At 73.8% G+C, this 16,850-nt stretch carries 8 protein-coding genes and 1 pseudogene; 4 read left to right on the top strand and 5 right to left on the bottom strand.

The annotated features are described in order from the left end of the window. Positions 1-13: 13 nt before the first annotated feature. The 5 genes and pseudogenes from IPJ59_RS16565 to IPJ59_RS16545 all read right to left on the bottom strand — a co-directional run bounded on the left by IPJ59_RS16565 (position 14) and on the right by IPJ59_RS16545 (position 8,640). A complete protein-coding gene (locus IPJ59_RS16565; protein WP_293272435.1) occupies positions 14-1,786 on the bottom strand; it encodes an Eco57I restriction-modification methylase domain-containing protein in 1,773 nt (590 codons plus the stop codon). An 83-nt stretch (positions 1,787-1,869) separates the two neighbouring features. Beyond that, positions 1,870-2,154: pseudogene (locus IPJ59_RS16560) on the bottom strand (MBL fold metallo-hydrolase); the annotation flags it as partial. After that, a complete protein-coding gene (locus IPJ59_RS16555) occupies positions 2,105-5,932 on the bottom strand; it encodes an nSTAND1 domain-containing NTPase (RefSeq protein WP_293272434.1) in 3,828 nt (1,275 codons plus the stop codon). The pseudogene IPJ59_RS16560 and the gene IPJ59_RS16555, both read right to left, overlap by 50 nt. Next, positions 5,929-7,971, bottom strand: a complete 2,043-nt coding sequence (locus IPJ59_RS16550; RefSeq protein ID WP_293252425.1) for a CHAT domain-containing protein — start codon at positions 7,969-7,971, stop codon at positions 5,929-5,931. Before IPJ59_RS16550 ends, IPJ59_RS16555 begins: the two co-directional genes overlap by 4 nt. Before the next feature lie 36 nt (positions 7,972-8,007). After that, on the bottom strand, positions 8,008-8,640 hold the full coding sequence (locus tag IPJ59_RS16545; protein ID WP_293252423.1) for an OmpA family protein: 633 nt from the start codon (positions 8,638-8,640) through the stop codon (positions 8,008-8,010). A 439-nt stretch (positions 8,641-9,079) separates the two neighbouring features. Here IPJ59_RS16545 and IPJ59_RS16540 point away from each other — a divergent pair, with 439 nt between their 5' ends. From IPJ59_RS16540 to IPJ59_RS16525, 4 genes are all read left to right on the top strand, one after another. Continuing rightward, entirely contained in the window at positions 9,080-9,574 is a 495-nt protein-coding gene (locus tag IPJ59_RS16540; RefSeq protein ID WP_293252421.1) for an SAM-dependent methyltransferase, read from the top strand. A gap of 105 nt (positions 9,575-9,679) precedes the next feature. After that, positions 9,680-10,117, top strand: coding sequence for an MYXO-CTERM sorting domain-containing protein (locus IPJ59_RS16535; RefSeq protein ID WP_293252419.1), 438 nt, complete (start codon positions 9,680-9,682; stop codon positions 10,115-10,117). A 144-nt stretch (positions 10,118-10,261) separates the two neighbouring features. Next, positions 10,262-12,343 (top strand): TIR domain-containing protein, encoded by a 2,082-nt coding sequence (locus IPJ59_RS16530; RefSeq protein WP_293272433.1) that lies wholly within the window; start codon positions 10,262-10,264, stop codon positions 12,341-12,343. Further along, entirely contained in the window at positions 12,340-16,845 is a 4,506-nt protein-coding gene (locus tag IPJ59_RS16525) for an nSTAND1 domain-containing NTPase (RefSeq protein WP_293272432.1), read from the top strand. Before IPJ59_RS16530 ends, IPJ59_RS16525 begins: the two co-directional genes overlap by 4 nt. Positions 16,846-16,850: the final 5 nt, after the last annotated feature.

The raw sequence follows: 16,850 nt of genomic DNA, 5'->3' as shown, positions 1-16,850 counted from the left end.
TTTCCCCTGAGCCTCAAGAGATAGCCAGGGTGCTCGCCGGCGTCAGCGCGGGATCAACCGAGGCCCGCCCCTGCACCAGCGCCGCGCTCGCCGCCCGCTGCGCCGTCCGGGCCTCCGCGGCCGTGAGCCCGTAGGCCGCGAACGCGGCGTGATCGATCGCCGCGCGGTCGGTCGGCGCCGCGGCGATCAAGGCGGCGCGCTGCGCCTCCGGGACGGCCTCCCACCGCGGGACGCGGATCCGTCGGAGGTACTGCGCCTGGAAGCGCAGGAAGCCGCCCGCCATCTTCACGCAGTACGTCGACACAAACAGCACCGCGATCGACGAGCGCAGCACCGTCGCCAGCGCCGTCATGTCCCAGGTCGACGAGGTCACGTAGTACAGGTTGTGGTGCGGGTAGAACTTGCCCTCGTCGAACACGACCATCGGCTCGCCCTTGATGTCCGGGATGAGCAGCTTCGGCGTGCCGGTGAGCTCGGCGTACACGCGGTCGATCGTGCGGTACCAGCTCGGGCTCTTCCGGGCGACGTGGCGCTTGCAAAGCACGTCCGCGTGCTCGCGGATGTACGCGCCGAAGGCCGGATAGCGGTCGAGCGAGGCCAGGCTGCCGTCCGCCTCGAACGGGTTGACGATGCCCTTGCCGCCCCAGACGATCGCGCCGTCCTGAAGGTCACGCGCCATCAGCAGCGGCAGCTTGCGCGAGTCCTCCACGGGCAGCGCCGCGTGGTCGCCGATGAACACCCGATCGGCGCCGGTCGCCACGCCGATCCCCACCTTGCAGTCGGCCTCCTCGACCTCCGGGAAGTCGCGCTCGAGCCGGCGGATCACGCGAAGCTGATCGGCGGCGTCGAGCAGCCACGGCTCGCTGCCGCGGACCGCGTGCTCCACCTCCTCGACCCGCTCGTCGAGCACGGGACCGGGTGCGCTCAGCAGGCGCGTCAGCTCGCTCAGCTCCGTCGTGACGTCTGGCCTCCGCGCGAGCCGGGTCACGCTGCCCTCGCCGCGGCGGATCACCGTGATCGCCGGGTACGCGATGACCTCCGACTGGAACGCATCGGTGCCCGCCATATCGATGTAGTGCGAGAGGTGGAAGTCGCGGGCGATCATGCCGCGTAGCGGCCCGCCGTACTTGTTCTTGAGCCAGCGGTTGGCGCAGATGAACGCGAGCCGCCCGCCGTCCCGCAGCAGCTGCAGCCCGCGCTCGAAGAACGGCACATACAGGTCCGCCCGGTCGTAGATCGTCGCGTAGCGCCGACGGTACTCCGCGAGCAAGGGCCCCGCGATCCGCTCCTGTCGCACGTAGGGCGGGTTGCCAACCACGACATCAAAGCGCCCAGTCAGCTGCGCCAGCAGGAAGTCGTCGCGCAGCAGCCAGCTGTCACACAACGCCCCCGCATCGCGTCGGCTCGCGCCCCACGTGACCAGGCGCCAGTGGAGCGCCTCGCGCGTCGCGGCGAACGACGCCGGGTGCACCTCGACCGCCCGCACCGCCTCGCGCAGCTGGAGCGCCGCGCTCGGCAGGCCCCCGAACGCCGCGAACGACGTCAGCAGGCGCTCGACCGCCGCGAGCAAGAAGTCACCCGCGCCGAACGACGGCTCGAGGATCCGCCAGGTATGCAGCGGCTGGTCGACGGTGTACCCCGCGAGATCGAGGAGGCAGGCGACCACCTCAGGCCGCGTGAACACGGCCCCGCGCTCGGTCTCTCCCTGATCGGCCAGGCTCGCCAGAGCGGCCCGCAGATCGGGAGATCGGTGGTGTTCGGTGTCGAGGTCAAGCGGCTGTCGCAAGCGGTCTCGCTGCGCGCATGGTAGCGCTTCAGCGCGCGCGTGCCGAGCCCGAGCGCCCGTGCGGAGCCGTGCCCGCCTGCCGCTCACCCGCTGCGGACGGTGAGGCTCGCGCCGACCGCGAGCACATGCAGCGGCTCCCGCGGCCAGCCGCGCCGCAGCCACTCCGCGTCCAGGCGCCTGGGCGGCTCGTCGAGCGGCTCGTCGGTCAGCTTGAAGGTGCCCCAGTGCATCGCCAGGAAGCGGCGCGCGCCGAGGTCCGCGAAGGCTTGCACCGCCTCCTCGGGGTTCATGTGCTGCTTGCTCATGAACCAGGCCGGGTCATAGGCGCCGATCGGGAGCATCGCGGCGTCGATGTTCGGATAGCGGCGCGCCGCATTGCGCCTGCTGCGGCTCGCCGCGGCCGAGGAACCTCGTCCACTCCGCGCTCGTCAGCTCGCGCCCCGCCAGCGTGCACGCGCGGCTCGTCAGCGTCGCGTCGGCGATATCCCACAGCAGCACCCCGTCGAAGCTGCTGCTGACCACCAGCCCGCTGTGCGGCGCCAGCAGCACGGACCGCTGCGCCCCCGGATCGAAGCTGCCGACCGCGGGGTTGTGGGCGACCAGCGGCGGCGCCAGCTCCTCGCCGGAGCGCAGATCCCACAGCGTCAGCGCCACCGCTGCGTTGTCGGCCTCGGCGCTGGCGAGCAGCACGTCGCCGTCCGCGGAGAAGTCGGCCGCGATGAACTCGCCGAGCGAGCGGCGCACCGTCAACGCGAGGCGCTCGCCGTCGGCGAGCTCCCACACCACCGGCGGCGCGCCGGGCACGAGCCCGGCGAGGCGTCGACCGTCGGCCGCGAACACCAGCCCGTGCACGCCATCGACCGCCAGCGGACCCGCGACCTCGGCCCCGCTGGCGACCGCGTACACCCGGACCTCGCCGCGTGCGCACGTCGCCAGGCCGATCCGCTCGCTGCAGGTCGCCACCGCGAGGCGCTCCGCCGCGTGATCGAGGGCCAGCGCCGTGATCGGCACCCCGGCCGCGATCGTGCGCGTGCGCGGCGAGGGCTCCGTCCCCACCGCTTGCTCTGCCATCAGCGTCACGCTCGTCGCCCCGAACGCCACGCCCGCCGCCACCGCGAGGCCCGCTGGATCGACCGCCAGCGCGACCCGCAGCGGCCGCTGCGGCAGCTTCCACAGCGTCTGCGCCGCGCCGCCCGCGACCGTCCACGCCGTCACCGCCCCGGCCGCATCGATCGCCACCAGCTTGCCGGCGTCGGCGAAGGCCAGGGCCATGAACTGCTCGCCCTGCCCCGCCGCCGTGACGACGGAGCTCCCGCTGGCCACGTCGAGCACGGTCACCCGGCCGCCCTCGCGCCGGTCGAAGCTCGTCGCGGCGACCCGCGCACCTGCCCGGTCGATCGCCACCCGCGGGGCCACGCCTTGAAACGCCGCGTCGCCGCCCTCGGTCATCGGCACCCGCGGCGCCGCCAGCTGCCACGGCGCCAGCCGCCGCGGGTCGAACACGTGGATCGGCGCGTCGGCCAGCGACACCACCGCGACTTGCAGCCCGTCCGCGCCGACCGCCGCGAGCGTGGCCGTCGCCCGCGTCGGCGGCGTGATCGGGCTCCCCCACGGCGTCTCTGGCTCGCCGCTCCACACCGAGATCCGCGTCTCCGTGGCGATCACCAGCTTGCCGTCCGCGAGGAACAGCGCGTCCCGGACGTTGCCGCCGCCCAGCGGGAGCGGCCGCGGTGCGCTCAGCGTCCCGCCCTCGACCGTCCACAGCGTCGCCGCCCCGCCCTCGCCCGCGGTCAGCAGCCGCGGCCGATGCGGATCGAAGCGGGCGAGGTACACCCGCCCGACATCCGCGTGACCCGGCGTCAGCACACCGCGCGCCAGCGTCGGCCCCGAGAACACGACGATCGACCCGTCCACCGCGAGCAGCCCCGCGACCGCCAGCGCGCCGTCGGGCGCCAGTGCCAGCGCCGACACCGGCAACTTGCCCGTGAGCGGCCGGATCGATCGCGCCTCGACGTCGATCACGAAGCCGCGGCTCGGCCCGTCGCTGCGACGGCGCACGACCGCGAGCGTGCGACCGTCCGCCGAGAAGCCGAGCCCCTCGAGCCACACCCGCGCGTCCGGCCGCGGCGCGTCGCCCAGCCCCGCCGGATCCGCGGGCAGCACGAAGCTCGCCGTCGGCGTCGTCGCCCCGACCTCCCACAGTTCAATCGCCTGACCCGCGACGATCGCCACGCGCTCGCGCACCGGGTCCGCCGCGAAGTCCCCGGCCCGCGTCCCCGCCGGCAGCAGCGAGGCCTGCCCGCGATCCTCGAGCCCGAGGCGCAGCACCTGCCCGCGGCGATCGAGCGCGTACAGCTGCCCGCCCGCCGCCGCGATCTGCACGAACGCCGCCGGGCCCGCCCCATCGTCACCTGGCCTTGAGGCCAGCCGCGACCGCAGCTGCGGCTGCGTCACCGCGGCGTTGAGCAGCGCCGCCTTGCGCTGCCACGGGTCCGCGAGCCGCGTCGAGGCCGCGACGGCCAGCAGCGCCGCGAGCTCGGGCTGCTGCTCGCGGTACAGCGCGACCTGGGCGATGAGCTGACGGATCAACGCCTGCTCCGCCGCGCGCTGCTCGGCCTGCGCGCGCGCGGCCGCCTCGGCGCTGGCCCTCGCCTCCTGCTCCGACTTCTCCAGCGCCGCCGCCGCGGCCCGCCGGATCAGCACGATCCCGACCGACAGCCCGGCCACGACCAGCAGCCCGACCACCGCCGCGAGCACGCGGATCGTCCGCTGATATCGCCGCGTCGCCGCCTCGCGCCGGCGGACGATCCGGCTCTGCTCGAGGAACAGCTGCTCGGTCGCCGTCCACTCCCCCGCCGCCGCGAGCAGCGCCTCGGCCTCCGCCGCCGTCGCCAGCAGCAGCGACTCCGGCCGCCCGCGGCTGTCCCACAGCGCCGCCTGCCGCGAGGTCGGCGCGAGGTTCTTCGCCATCCACGCCGCGTTGCTCGCCAGCAGCGGCGCGACGATGCGGTCGTGCGCCAGCTCGACCCACATCATCCCGCGGCGCGTCTCGCTGCGCAGCACGAGCGAGTCGATCAGCGCCGTCAGGGCCGCGTCGCCGAGCCCCTGCGTCGCCCCCGGCGTGCGCAGCACCTGCGTGCGCAGCCCCTGGACCGTCACCAGCTCGCGCTCGAGCCACAGCCGCAGGGCCCGCTCGGGCGCCCCGCTCGCGCGCGCGGCCGCCAGGACCTGCGCGTCGTAGTAGCGGGCCAGCGCCTGGTCGACGTCGCCGAGCTCGGCCAGGTCGGCGAGCCCGATGCTGCGATCGTCCGCCGGCAACGCCGCCCACAGCCCGCGACAAACCACCTGCAGTTGCACCGGCTCGACGTGCGGCCCCGGTCGCAGCTCGACGCCGCCGTCGACGATCGGCACCCGCACCTGTCGCAGGTCGTCGACCAGCCGCTCCGCCGCCGCGAGCTCGAAGGTCACCCCTGCCGCTGCAGCCGGCCCCCGCACGGCCAGCAGCGCCGCCTCGCGCCCGAGCAGCTCGAGGCGAAAGGTCGTGTGCAGCTTCTTCGGCACCGCCGCCCGGTACGGGTCGAGCCCGGCGATGAAGTCCTCGCGCATCGCCACCACCACCCACAACCGGGTGTCCCGCAGCGCCTCGCCGAGCTGGGCGAAGAACACCCGCTTCGCCGCCACCGCCGTCGGGTCGACCGTCAGCAGCTCCTCGAATTGATCGATCAACAGCACCTCGTCGGCGTCCGCCTCGGACCCCCGCGCGAGGTACGCCGCGAGCGTGCACCCTGCCAACGCGGCGAGGTCGAGCTGCCTGTCCCTCGGGACATCCTCCTCCAGGCTCATCAAGGTGCTCAGCACATAACGATTGACCCCCGCCGGCGCGTCGCTCGGCGGCGCCATCCCGACCCGCACGACCGGCCGGACCGTGAAGCCCTCGGCGTGCAGTCGCGGGACCAGCCCCGCCTGCAGCAGCGAGCTCTTGCCCGCGCCCGACGGCGAATACAGCAGCACGATGCGCTCCGCCAGCATCAGGTCGAACAGCCGCGCCACCTCGCGGTCGCGGCCGAACAGCGCCTCCCCGCTCCGCAGCGCCCGCGGACCGACGTACGGGTTTGCCGGCGAGCCTGCTGGCGACGTCGCGGTCAAGCGCCCGGCCTCCCCCCCGGCAGCCGCCCGGCGAGCTCGCGCAGGAAGTCCTCCGCGCTGCCCCAATAGATCGTGATGTCCGAGCCCTCGAAGTACTCCTCGAGGTAACGCCGCGTGCGCGCCGGGTCGATCGTCTGCGCCTCCTCCGGATCGATCTGCGCCGCCACGTGCGTGTAGCGCTTGCGCCGGCCCCCGCCGGCCCGGTTCATCAGGCTGCGAAAGAACACGCGAAACTTCCAATCGTCGATCGGAAACCCGAGGATCAGCAGCGACGAGTCGACCAGCGCCGCCCGCACCCGCGGCGGGATCACCTCGCGATCCGCGCTCACGCTGATCAAGAAGTCGAAGATATCGTTCTCCGTGATCACCAGCGAGTTCGGGGCCGAGATATGCCCGAACAGGTGATATATCGCGGGCCGCTCCACGCTCGCCGCCTCGGCGACGGCCGCGTCGGCCACCACGTCGGGGTTCCACGGGCACAGCGCGACCTGCGGTGAACGACCCGCCAGACGCAGGTGATGCGCCAGCAGCCCGTCGCTCGCCGTCGTCACATACAGCGGACACGGCAGCCGCGCGAGCACCTGGTACGGATCGAAGCTCCCCTGCGCCAGCCGCCAGTCGGCCACCCGCGCCAGCACCTCGTCGAGCGTGCCCTCGCCCGCGCCCCCCGTGAGCACCTGCGGGAATCGTGACACCACCGCGTCGCGCAGCGACCCCTCGAGCTTGTCCATCGGAAACCGCTCGTCCTGGTGGACCGCCAGGTATTGCGCCACGTGCGGCAGATCCTCGCGCCCGCCCGGCGCCATCGGGTAGCCGTACTCGTCGGCCCAGCGGTGGGCCAGCTCGCGCGACGACCCGTGCAGCGCGTCGCCGAGGGCCGGCCCGAGCACCGGCGTACAGCGCCCCTGGGCGATGCTGCGGAGCAGCGCCGGCCACTTCTCGAACTGCCCGCCCTCGCCGCCGAAGCCCGGCGTGTACCAGATCCGTCCCGAGCGCAGGCGCATGAACAGCACCGGCATCCACCAGTCGCTCCGCTCACGGACCGCCGCGCGAGCGACCGCCAGCGCCCGATCGACCTGCCCGTCCTGCAACAACTCCGCGAACAGCCGCGGCAGCAACACCGCCGCCGTCGCCACGCTCAGCGGGCCCTGCATCGCCACCACCGCCGCCACCCCGGCGCGCGCCAGCCCCGGCCCGAGCGCGGCCAGCACCGCGGGGTCCTCCCCCGCGCCCGCGCCCGCGCTCTCGCACGAGGCCAGCACGCACAGCCGCGGCCGCTGCTGCAGCTCGGCGACCCGGGCGATCAGCGTGGCCCCGGCGATCCGGGCCACCGCGCCGGCCGCGTCCTCGAGCCACACGAACGCCTCACCGCGCTGCCACGACCCGTGCGCCACCACGTACAGCACGTCGAAGCCGCTGCGCAGCGCGTCGATGATCGCCGTCGCGGTCGCCTGACCCGGCCCCGCCAGCGCCACCGTCTCGATCCCCGCCAGCACCGCCTGCGCGCGCGCCAGCTCGGCCGCGACGTCGAGCTCCGCCAGCCCGTACGCCGCCAACCCGGCCGGCGCAGCGATCACGATCAGCGCCCGCAGCGACGCCTGCGGCCGCAGCTTGACCGTCTGCCAGTCGACGCTCGCAAGGTAACGCGAGAACAAGATCCGCTCGCCCGCGCTGACCAGGGTCCCGTCCGGCGTCCGCAGCAGCTCCCAGCGCAGCCCGTGCAGCTCGGCCACGTCGACCGCGATCGCCAGGCGCACGCGCAGCGGCAGGTCCTGACTGGCGGCCGCCGCCTGGGCGCGGGCCAGCGTCTCGGCCACCTTCGGCGCCGCGAACAGGCCCGCCCCGAGCGCCCGCCCGTACGCCTCCGGCTGCGCCAGCAGCTCCTTGAGGCCCGCCAGATCCAGCGCGCAGGCCAGCCCCTCGCCCTCGCCGACCCGCACATCGGCGTCGCTGCCCGGCTGCGTGAAGCGCAGCTCGACCGCGTACGACCCCGCGTCGCGCCGCGACAGCCCGATCTCCAGCTCCGCACATTCACGCACGATCGCCAGCCGCCTCCATTGCGATCCGCAATCCGCTCATTCGGACTCCAGGATCGTGAACTCGACGCGTCGGTTCTTGGCCTTGCCAGCGGCGGTCGCCAGGTCACCGATCGGCTCCTCCTCCGCGGCGCCGCGGACCCGCAGGCGCTCGCCCGCGACGCCGTGCGCGACCAGGTAGTCGCGCACCGCCTCGGCGCGGCGCAGCGACAGCTCCGGCCGCTCCCCCGCGGCCGTGTGCCCGGAGATCTCGACCTGCATGGCCGGGTAGTCCAGCAACACGGCCACGGCCGCGTCCAGCAGCGCCTGCGACTCGCTGATCGCCGCCGAGTCGCGTTCGAAGCGTACCTTCGGGATCGTCCCCTTGTACCGCGTGACCGCCACCGGGATCTCGTCCGGGCAGCCGTCCGCGTCCTCATAGCCGTTCCGGGTCTCGGGGTTGTCCGGGCACTTGTCGTCGCCGTCGACGATCCCGTCGCCGTCGGTGTCGAGCGGCGGGCAGCCCTCCGCTGTGCTCCCCGGCGGACAGCGATCCACCGCCGGCGGCGCGGCGGCGCCAACGGGCTCGCTCGGCGGCGCGGCCGTCGTGTCTGGCGGCCGTGTCGCCTGTCCCGAAGGACAGGCGACGACAAGCCCCATCACCGCCACCGACCCGAGCCATCGAGGTGCCACGCGCCGCGAGTGTACCGGCAAAGAACGGCCGCCTCGTGATCCATGATCGCGCGCCGACGGACCGCGGCCGCACGCGCGATCGCTCGCGGCGGCCCCCCAAGCGAGTGCGAACAAATCGAGTCCGGACAAAGCGAGTCCAGACAAAGCAAGTCCGGACAAAGCGAGTCCAGACAAAGCAAGTCCGGACAAAGCGAGTCGATAAATCGGGCCCACGACGGCGCGAACACGGGTGACAGCCCGCGGCGGCGTGGCCCGCTTGACAGACCCCGCGCCCGCGCGTCACCCTCGCCGTGATGTCGGCCCGGATCTCCGCAGATTCTCCACGGCCGCGCCACCCTTCTCGGCCGCGCCACCCTTCTCGGCCGCGCCACCCTTCTCGGCCGCGCCACCCTTCTCGGCCGCGCCACCCTTTTCGGCTGCGCCATTGGGGAGGCGCCGCGTGACCGCGATCATCCTGCAGCCGATCGGCTTCGTCCGCTCGACCCGGCGCCCCCTCCTCGATGACGACTGGGACGCCGTGGTGGCCCGCATCGAGCTCGACCCGGCCCGCTTCAGCCCCGACGCCCTCGCCGGCCTCGACAGCTTCTCGCACGTCGAGGTCATCTTCCACATGGACCAGGTCGACCCGACCCGCATCGAGACCGGCGCCCGGCACCCGCGCAACAACAGCGACTGGCCCGCGGTCGGCATCTTCGCCCAGCGCGGCAAGAATCGCCCGAACCAACTCGGCCTCAGCGTCTGTCGCATCGAGCGCGTCACCGGCCTCACGCTCGAGCTCGCCGGCCTCGACGCCGTCGACGGCACACCCGTCCTCGACCTCAAGCCGTGGGTGCAGGAATTCGCGCCCCGCGGCCCGCTGCGCCAGCCCGCGTGGATGACCGAGCTGATGCGTGGATACTGGTCCGCTCCGACCGACGACGAGCCGCGCGAGTGAGCCCCAACTTCGCGGCGTCATCCCCTGCCTCCGGGCCCTGCTCCACGCCGACTCCGCATGAGCACCACCTCGCTAATCGACCCAGCCCCGGAGATATCCACAGACATGCCGACCCGCCTCCCGCTCCCAATCCTCGTACTCGCCGCCCTCGTCCTGCCCGCATCGGCCCGCGCCGACGAGGCGCCGCCCCCGGAGGACCTCGTCTGCGGCGCCAGCAAGGCCGGCGACGCCTGCGACTTCCGCGGCGGCCCCGGGACCTGCGTCGCGGACCGCTGCTCCCGCCTCGACTACTCGAAGGGCACGCCGCCCGAGGTGGTCAGCCACGACTGCCTGCGCTGTCAGGCCGGGGCCCCGCCGGCAGCACCAGCGCCGGCATCACAAACCCCGGCATCGCAGACGCCAGCGACACAAGCGCCAGACCCCGCGGCGTCTCAACCGGCAAAGACCACGAGCGGCTGCCGCGTGGCTCCCGGGACGCCCGCCGCCCCCTTCCTGCTGCTCCTCCTCACGCCCCTCCTGCGGCGCCGGCGAAGCTCGCCGTAGGACCGCCGGGCGCCGCCGGGCAGCGCGGACGCGGCCGCTCGCGCGGCCCCGATATCGACGACGTCGACGAGAAAGCCCGCCTCGATCACCTGCAACACAGCGGCCGATGGTGGTACACAAGCCGCTGCGCGCTCCGCTGCGATCATGTCCCAGGTCTTTGTCAGCCACGCGAGCGAGGATCGCGAGCGCGCCCTCGCCCTCGTCACCGCCCTGCGCGACGAGGGCCTCGACGTGTGGTGGGACGCCGACCTCCGCGCCGGCACGGCCTACGCCGGCGAGCTGCAGGCGCGGGTCGAGCGGGCCGCCTGCGTGGTCGTCCTGTGGTCGCGGCACGCGATCGACGAGCAGCGGACCTGGATCCGCTCCGAGGCCGACGAGGGCCGACGACGCGGCGTCCTGGTCCCGGTCCGCCTCGACCCCGTCGCGCCGCCCAAGCCCTACGACCAGATCCAGACCATCGACCTCATCGACTGGATCGGTGACCGCGGCGCCCCGGCCTTTCGCAAGCTCGTCGCGGACATCCGGGCCTGGCTCGCCGCCCCGCCCGCGACCACCGCGTCCGCGCCGAAGCGCAGCGGCCGGCGTGCCCTGCTGGTCGCGCTGTCCCGCGGCGCGGACGCGCCGGCGCTGCCGGCCGCGGAGCGCAACGTCCTGCGCCTCGCCGAGGCGCTCACGTGGCCCGAGTGCGAGTTCGAGGTCGTCAGCCTCGTCGACCCCGACGGCCGCCAGCTGATGCGGGCGATCGCCGACCTGCTCGCGCCGGCCAGCCACGACGACTTCGTCCTGCTGTACTTCGCCGGCCACGTCAGCTTCACCGGCTTCGGCCCCTTCCTCCCCGCCCGCAACAGCGAGCTCCCGGCCGGCGTCTCGCTCGCGCTGATCAAGCAGATGTTCCTCGACCAGACCCAGGTCGGTCACCTCTTCATCGTCCTCGACGCCTGCTACGGCGACACCGCGAAGGCCGAGGTCGAGGCCCAGCTGCGCACCCAGCTCGGGCCCGGCCCGGGCAAGGTCCTGCTGGCCACCAGCGCGGGCCCGGCGGCGCGCCCCGAGGCCTGGCAGGACGCGCACAGCCCCCTGACCGGGCTGCTGCTGCACGCGCTCAGCAACGACGCCGCCGACAGCAACCACGACGGCATCAGCACCGTCGAGGAGGTCCTGCAGGCGATCCAGGTCGCCCTCGGCGAGGGCGTCCTGCCGCTGGTCTTCAACACCAAGCCGAGCGAGATGCAGCTGCGCCGCCGCAGCGGCAGCGTGCTCGCCGACATCAAGCTCCACCCGCTGCAGCAACAGTTCGTCGACCGCATCGCCCCGGTGTTCTGGCGCGGCGAGCTCATCCCCTTCCTCGGCGACGGCATCTGGGACGGTTCGCAGCGCAACTACTACGCCATCGTCAAGCAGCTCAGCGAGCGCGCCGGCCTCGGCGCCGGCCACAACCCGACGATGGCCGCCGCCGCGGAGGCGCTGCAGTTCGAGCGCGGCCGCCCGGCCTTCCTCGTCGAGCTGCGCGAGATCCTCGGCGGACCGGCCCAGCTCGCGCCGCCGGCGGCGTTCGACATGATCCTCGACATGAAGCCGCCATGGTTCGTGATCTCCACGACCCACGACCTCGAGCTCGAGCGCGCCCTCGACGAGGCCGGGCGCCCCTACGTGCTCGTCAGCCACATCCTCCGCTCGGCCGGCGATGACATCGGCAAGGCGCTGCTCCTGCGCAGCGCGCATCACCCCCGCGGCCGGGACCCCGCGACCGCGGCCGCCGTCCGCCTGACCTCCGAGCTCGAGGCGGAGATCGACGACGACGACTGCGTCATCTACAAGCTGCTCGGCTCGCCCTTCCTCGCCGAGCACCCCGCCGTCCGCGACCGCGAGCTCGACACCGTCGTGATCACCGAGAGCGACCACATCACCTTCCTCGCCCAGCTCGAGCACCAGCACACGACGATCCCCAGCGCCTTCGCCCTGCAGCTGTACACCCGGCGCCTGCTGTTCCTCGGCTTCAACCTCGACATCTGGCACTATCGCCTGATCGGGCACGCGTTCTTCCGCCGCGAGCCGCGACTCCAGCGCGAAGCGGCCCGCGACGACGATCGCCGCAGCGGTGCGCTCGCCGTGCGCGAGCCCGCCTCGACGCTCGAGCAGCGGCTGTGGGAGCAGTTCCACGTCGACATGAGCTCGATCGAACTCCCGACCCTCGTCCGCGCCCTGCGGGCCCGGAGACCCGCGTGACCGACCCGCGCCCGCTCGGCCCGCGCCCGCTCGGCCCGCGCCCGGCCGGCCCCTACGTCGGGCTGCGCCCCTACGACGAGTCGGAGCGGGCCCTGTTCTTCGGCCGCCAGCCCGAGGGCAAGCTGGTCCGCAACACGATCCTCGCCACCTCGCTGGCGGTGATGGTCGCGCCCTCCGGCGCCGGCAAGAGCTCGCTGCTGCGGACCCTCATCGTCCCGGCGCTGCGCGAGCTCGGGGCCCTCCCGGTCTACGTCGACAGCTGGGCCGGATCGCCGCTGGCGAGCATCCAGGCCGCGCTGGTCGCGAGCCTCGGCGCCGGCGCGAGCGACCTGCCCGCCGCCGCCCGCCTCGCCGCCGCCTCGCACGCCCAGGGCCTGGTCCTCGTGCTCGACCAGTTCGAGCAGGTGTTCATCCGCCACGCCGCCGAGCTCGACGCTCTCGGCGCGGCGCTCGGGTCGCTGCTGCGCAACGACACAGCGGTGCGCGTGGTGCTGTCGCTGCGCGAGGAGTACCTCGCCAGCCTCGAGGCCCTGCGCCCGCACTTCCTGACGATCCCGCAGGCCGTCTACCGCCTGGGGCCGCTGGCCGGCAAGCAGGCCGAGGAGGCGATCCGCGAGCCCGCGCGCCTGCCTGAATTCCACGGCGAGGTCGAGCCAGGGCTGGTCGAGGCGCTGCTGCTCGACCTGCGCGGCGACGTGGTCGCCAGCGGGCTGAAGACCGACACGAGCCAGCCCGCGGGCATCTCCCTACCCTTCCTGCAGATCGTCCTCCGGCGCCTGTGGGCCGCCGTCGCCGGCGACGCCGCGCCGCGCTTGACCCTCGCGCTGTACCGCCAGCTCGGCGGCTGCGACGGCATCGTCGCCACCTTCGTGACGGACGCGACCCGCGAGCTCACCGGCCAGCTCCGCCAGGACACCGCCCGCGTGCTCGGCCTGCTCGCGCCGCGGATCGGCGTCCGCATGGCCTACCCGGTCGACGTCCTCGCGTCCCAGCTGGGGCTCCCGCGCCCACGCATCGACGCAGTGCTCGACCACCTCGACCGCGAGCGCATCGTCCACCGCCGCGACCGCGGCGAGGTCGTCGAGCTGTTCCACGACGCCTTCACCCGCGTGCTGCGCCCCTTCGTCGAGGAGGAGCTCGGCCGCGTCGCCGCAGCCGCCCGCCGCAAGCAACGCCGCCGGGTCCGCGCGGTGATCGCCGCGATCGTCCTGTCGGTGATCGCCGTGCCGATCGCCATGCTCAGCGTGCTCATCTCCCGGGATGCCGCCGAGGAGGCGACCCAGCTCGAGCTGGTGCGTTCGGCGAGCGGCTGCGATGAGCTGAACAGCGCGACCCGCAGCCTGTGGACCTGGGCCCTCGAGCTCGAGGGCCGCGGTCGCTTCGCCAGCATCCGGCGCCTGCGCGGCCAGACCACCGCCGGCCTGCTCGCCGGCCTCCGCCGCGGCCTCGTGTGGCGCGCCGTCCTCGGACCCCGCGACCCCTGCGACCCGACGCAGGCGCCCGCGAAGCCTGCCGCCCTGACGATCGTGCACCGCGGCGACGACTCCGACTCCCCGGCGATCGTCGCGCTGTGGCGCAACCTGGCGGGCAAGCACTGGCGCGAGCACCACCTCCCCGTGCCGCTCGCCGTCCTGGCCCGGCGCGACGCGAGCCTCGCGGACCACGAGCTCAAGCTCGAGATCGACGGCGGCGCGCTGTCGGTCCGCCTGACCCTCCCCTCCGGCCCGCCGCGCCCGGGCCTCGCCGTGTTCCACGACCCCGCGGCGGAGGCCCCAGCGACCGCGGATCCAGACCGCGAGCGGCGCCCCGCGGCGGAGGCCCCAGCGACCGCGGATCCAGACCGCGAGCGGCCCTCGCTGCCCTGGAAGCTCCTCCGCGAGTCCGGCTTTCTCACCGGTTCTCTCACCGGCTTTCTCACCGGCGACGATCCCACGGCGAGTCACCCGGGGCGCGCCGCGGCGTGGAGCGCCCCGCTGTGGCGTCTGCTCGCACGCCAGCACCCCGAGCTCGCCACCTATCCCGCGAGCGCCGCCGCGATCGCAACCACCGCGTTCGCCCGCGTCGCCGCCGACCCCTCGCTCTACGTCACGCCGGACTTCGTCGAGGCGATGCTCGCGCGGGTCGACCGACGCGCGCAGTGCCAGGCCAGCGAGGCCGCGCTGCGCTGGTCACCGAGCTGCCGCGACGACGCCGCTTGTCGCCCCCACGTCCGCGAGCTGCTCGCGGGTCGCCTGCGCGAGGCCTTCATCCTCGCGGCCCGCGACGGCCTCCGTGGCGAGCGCTGGCCCGCCGCGGTCGACTGGCTGCTCGCGCTCGAGGTGCCACCCGTGGACCGCGGCCGCCAGCGCGACTTCCTGGCCAGCGAGCTCGCGGCCCGGCTCGCCGAGGACGCGCCGACCCCCACCCGGCCCGACCCCGACCTGCCGGCGAATGATCACTGCGACGACCCGCCGCCGCCCGGCCACGACGAGATCGTCGACATGCTCTTCGCCGGCATCCCGACTCCGCGACCCTTCGGCGACCTCTCGGCGAGCGAGCTCCTCGCGGCCATCCATCATCCTCCGGGCCTCGAGCGGTGGCTCGCCCAACCGGTCGTGGCCCGTGACCTCCCCGCGCTCGTGCGCGCGCTGTGGTGGCGCAGCGAGCAGCCGGAGCGGGCGCGCGACCAGCTGCCCTGGCTGCTCCACAGCCTGCCCTTCTGGCACGTGTACTGCGCCGCGGCCAATGACCCACAGGCCTGCACCGCGACCGGGCTCCTCGATCTCCTGCGCGCTGACCCGGCCGGGCCGCGCCCGACCGTGAGCTGGACCGACCAGGGCATCGATGCCCTCGTCCACGACGATCCTGACGAGGCCACGGCGATCTTCCTGGCCGCGGCGAAGCGCGGCGACCTACGCCCGGACTTCATCGCCAACTACGCGGCCCCGGACACCGTCGACCAGCTGCTGCGGGCCCGCCTCGATCACGTGTGCTTCGGCGACCCGCGTCGCTTCCGCGGTGAGCACCCCGAGCGGCTCGACGATCTCTCGCGCCACTTCTCGCGCACGATGCTCGATCGCCTGGCGGACCACATCCCGCCAGACGGCTTCGACCGCGTCTGCAAGGATCTGCTGGACCTCGGCCGCGAACCCGCGACGATCCTCGGCACGCTCGCCGACCCGGGCCGCGACGCCCGCACCGGCCTGATGCTCGGCACCAACCTCCTGCGCGCCGCCCTCGAGAGCAACCAGTTCCCCGGCTACCGCGCCCAGATCCGGGGCCTCCTGAACGGCGAGCGCGGGCCCGCGAGCGCGGGCGCCGGACGCTCCGCCGCAGCCGCCGCGCCCGACGACCTGAGCATCGGCGCGTGGGACACCGCCTACGACCGCGCCCTGGACATCTGCAATGAGTTCGACAGTCGCAGCTGCACCCAGCTGATGCTCGACCTGGCGATGGACCGCCTCCCCGACGCGGCGCTCATGGCCCTCGCCGATGAGGTCGCCCGCCAGCGGATCGGCGGTCCACCCGAGCTGCTCGAGACCCTGCTCAAGAACCTGCTCAAGCCCGGCGCCTTCGAGACCTTCACCCGGACCTGCGCGCTCCCCCTCGCCCAGCTCAAGGACAAGGCCCCCAGCGCCTCCCGGCTCGCGCTCAGCTGGGCCCTCCAGCAGCCCCGCGATGTCCGGCGCAGCTGCCTGCGCGCCCTTCGGACCCAGCTGAAGGCGCCTGGCCTCGCGGGGATCAGCGCCTCCCAGCGCCGGGTGCTCACCGCCGACGCCGAGCGCATGCTCGGCTGCTACGACGAAGCCGGCGCCGCGCTCGGCCCTGACAGCGACAGGACCAGCTACGACCTCACCTTGCGCGCCTTCCTCGCGCTCCGCGTCGACCTCATCGAGGCCGCCCGGATCGCCGACGGACCGCTGCGTGTCGTTCGCGGCCAGGGCCCCGGCGCGGAGCTCCACCCGGCCTTCGCCCACCTGCTGCTCGGCGACGGCTTCGAGGGCCACGCCCGCGACTTCATCGCCGGCACCGCGACCGAGGACCGCCACTACGTCGCCATGATGCTGTGGTGGCGCCTGGTCCAGGCCGGGCGCCGCGGCGAAGCCGAGAAGCTGCTCTCCGCGCTCCTCCCCCCCGAGCAGAATAAAGGCGACCTCGACTGCGACAAGCCGCGATCGCTGGCCGACGCTGAGCTCCAGAAGGAAGGCGACCTCACGCCGTGGCGCGAGCACCTGCTGTGCAGCCTCCGCAACGACCAGCGGATCGTCTTCACCCGCCAGGACTACGCCAAGCCCCTCTACTCGCAGAGCCCGCAGACCTACGAGTTCTTCCAGTGCGAGGCCCTCTTCTTCGACGCCCTGCGCCGCTCGGCCAACAAGCACGACGGCTACGAGCAGACCCTGTGCCACGTGATCGAGGCCGGCTGTTACTACTCCTACGAGTCCGTGCTGGCCGAGCAGCTGCTCCGCCAGTCGACCCACGTCTGCCCCGCCCTGCAGGTCGACCGCTGCAACGCGAAGTGACCGCG

The sequence above is a fragment of the Nannocystis sp. genome, from assembly GCF_016714285.1.
In the GTDB taxonomy this organism is placed as follows: domain Bacteria; phylum Myxococcota_A; class Polyangia; order Nannocystales; family Nannocystaceae; genus Nannocystis.
Note: the sequence above shows the minus strand (reverse complement) of the source record. Positions and strands in the feature narration are given on the sequence as shown.

Bases quoted from the DNA above. Each gene is read 5' to 3' on its own strand.
- IPJ59_RS16530 (WP_293272433.1), top strand. From the start codon at position 10,262: ATGTCCCAGGTCTTTGTCAGCCACGCGAGCGAGGATCGCGAGCGCGCC.
- IPJ59_RS16535 (WP_293252419.1), top strand. From the start codon at position 9,680: ATGCCGACCCGCCTCCCGCTCCCAATCCTCGTACTCGCCGCCCTCGTC.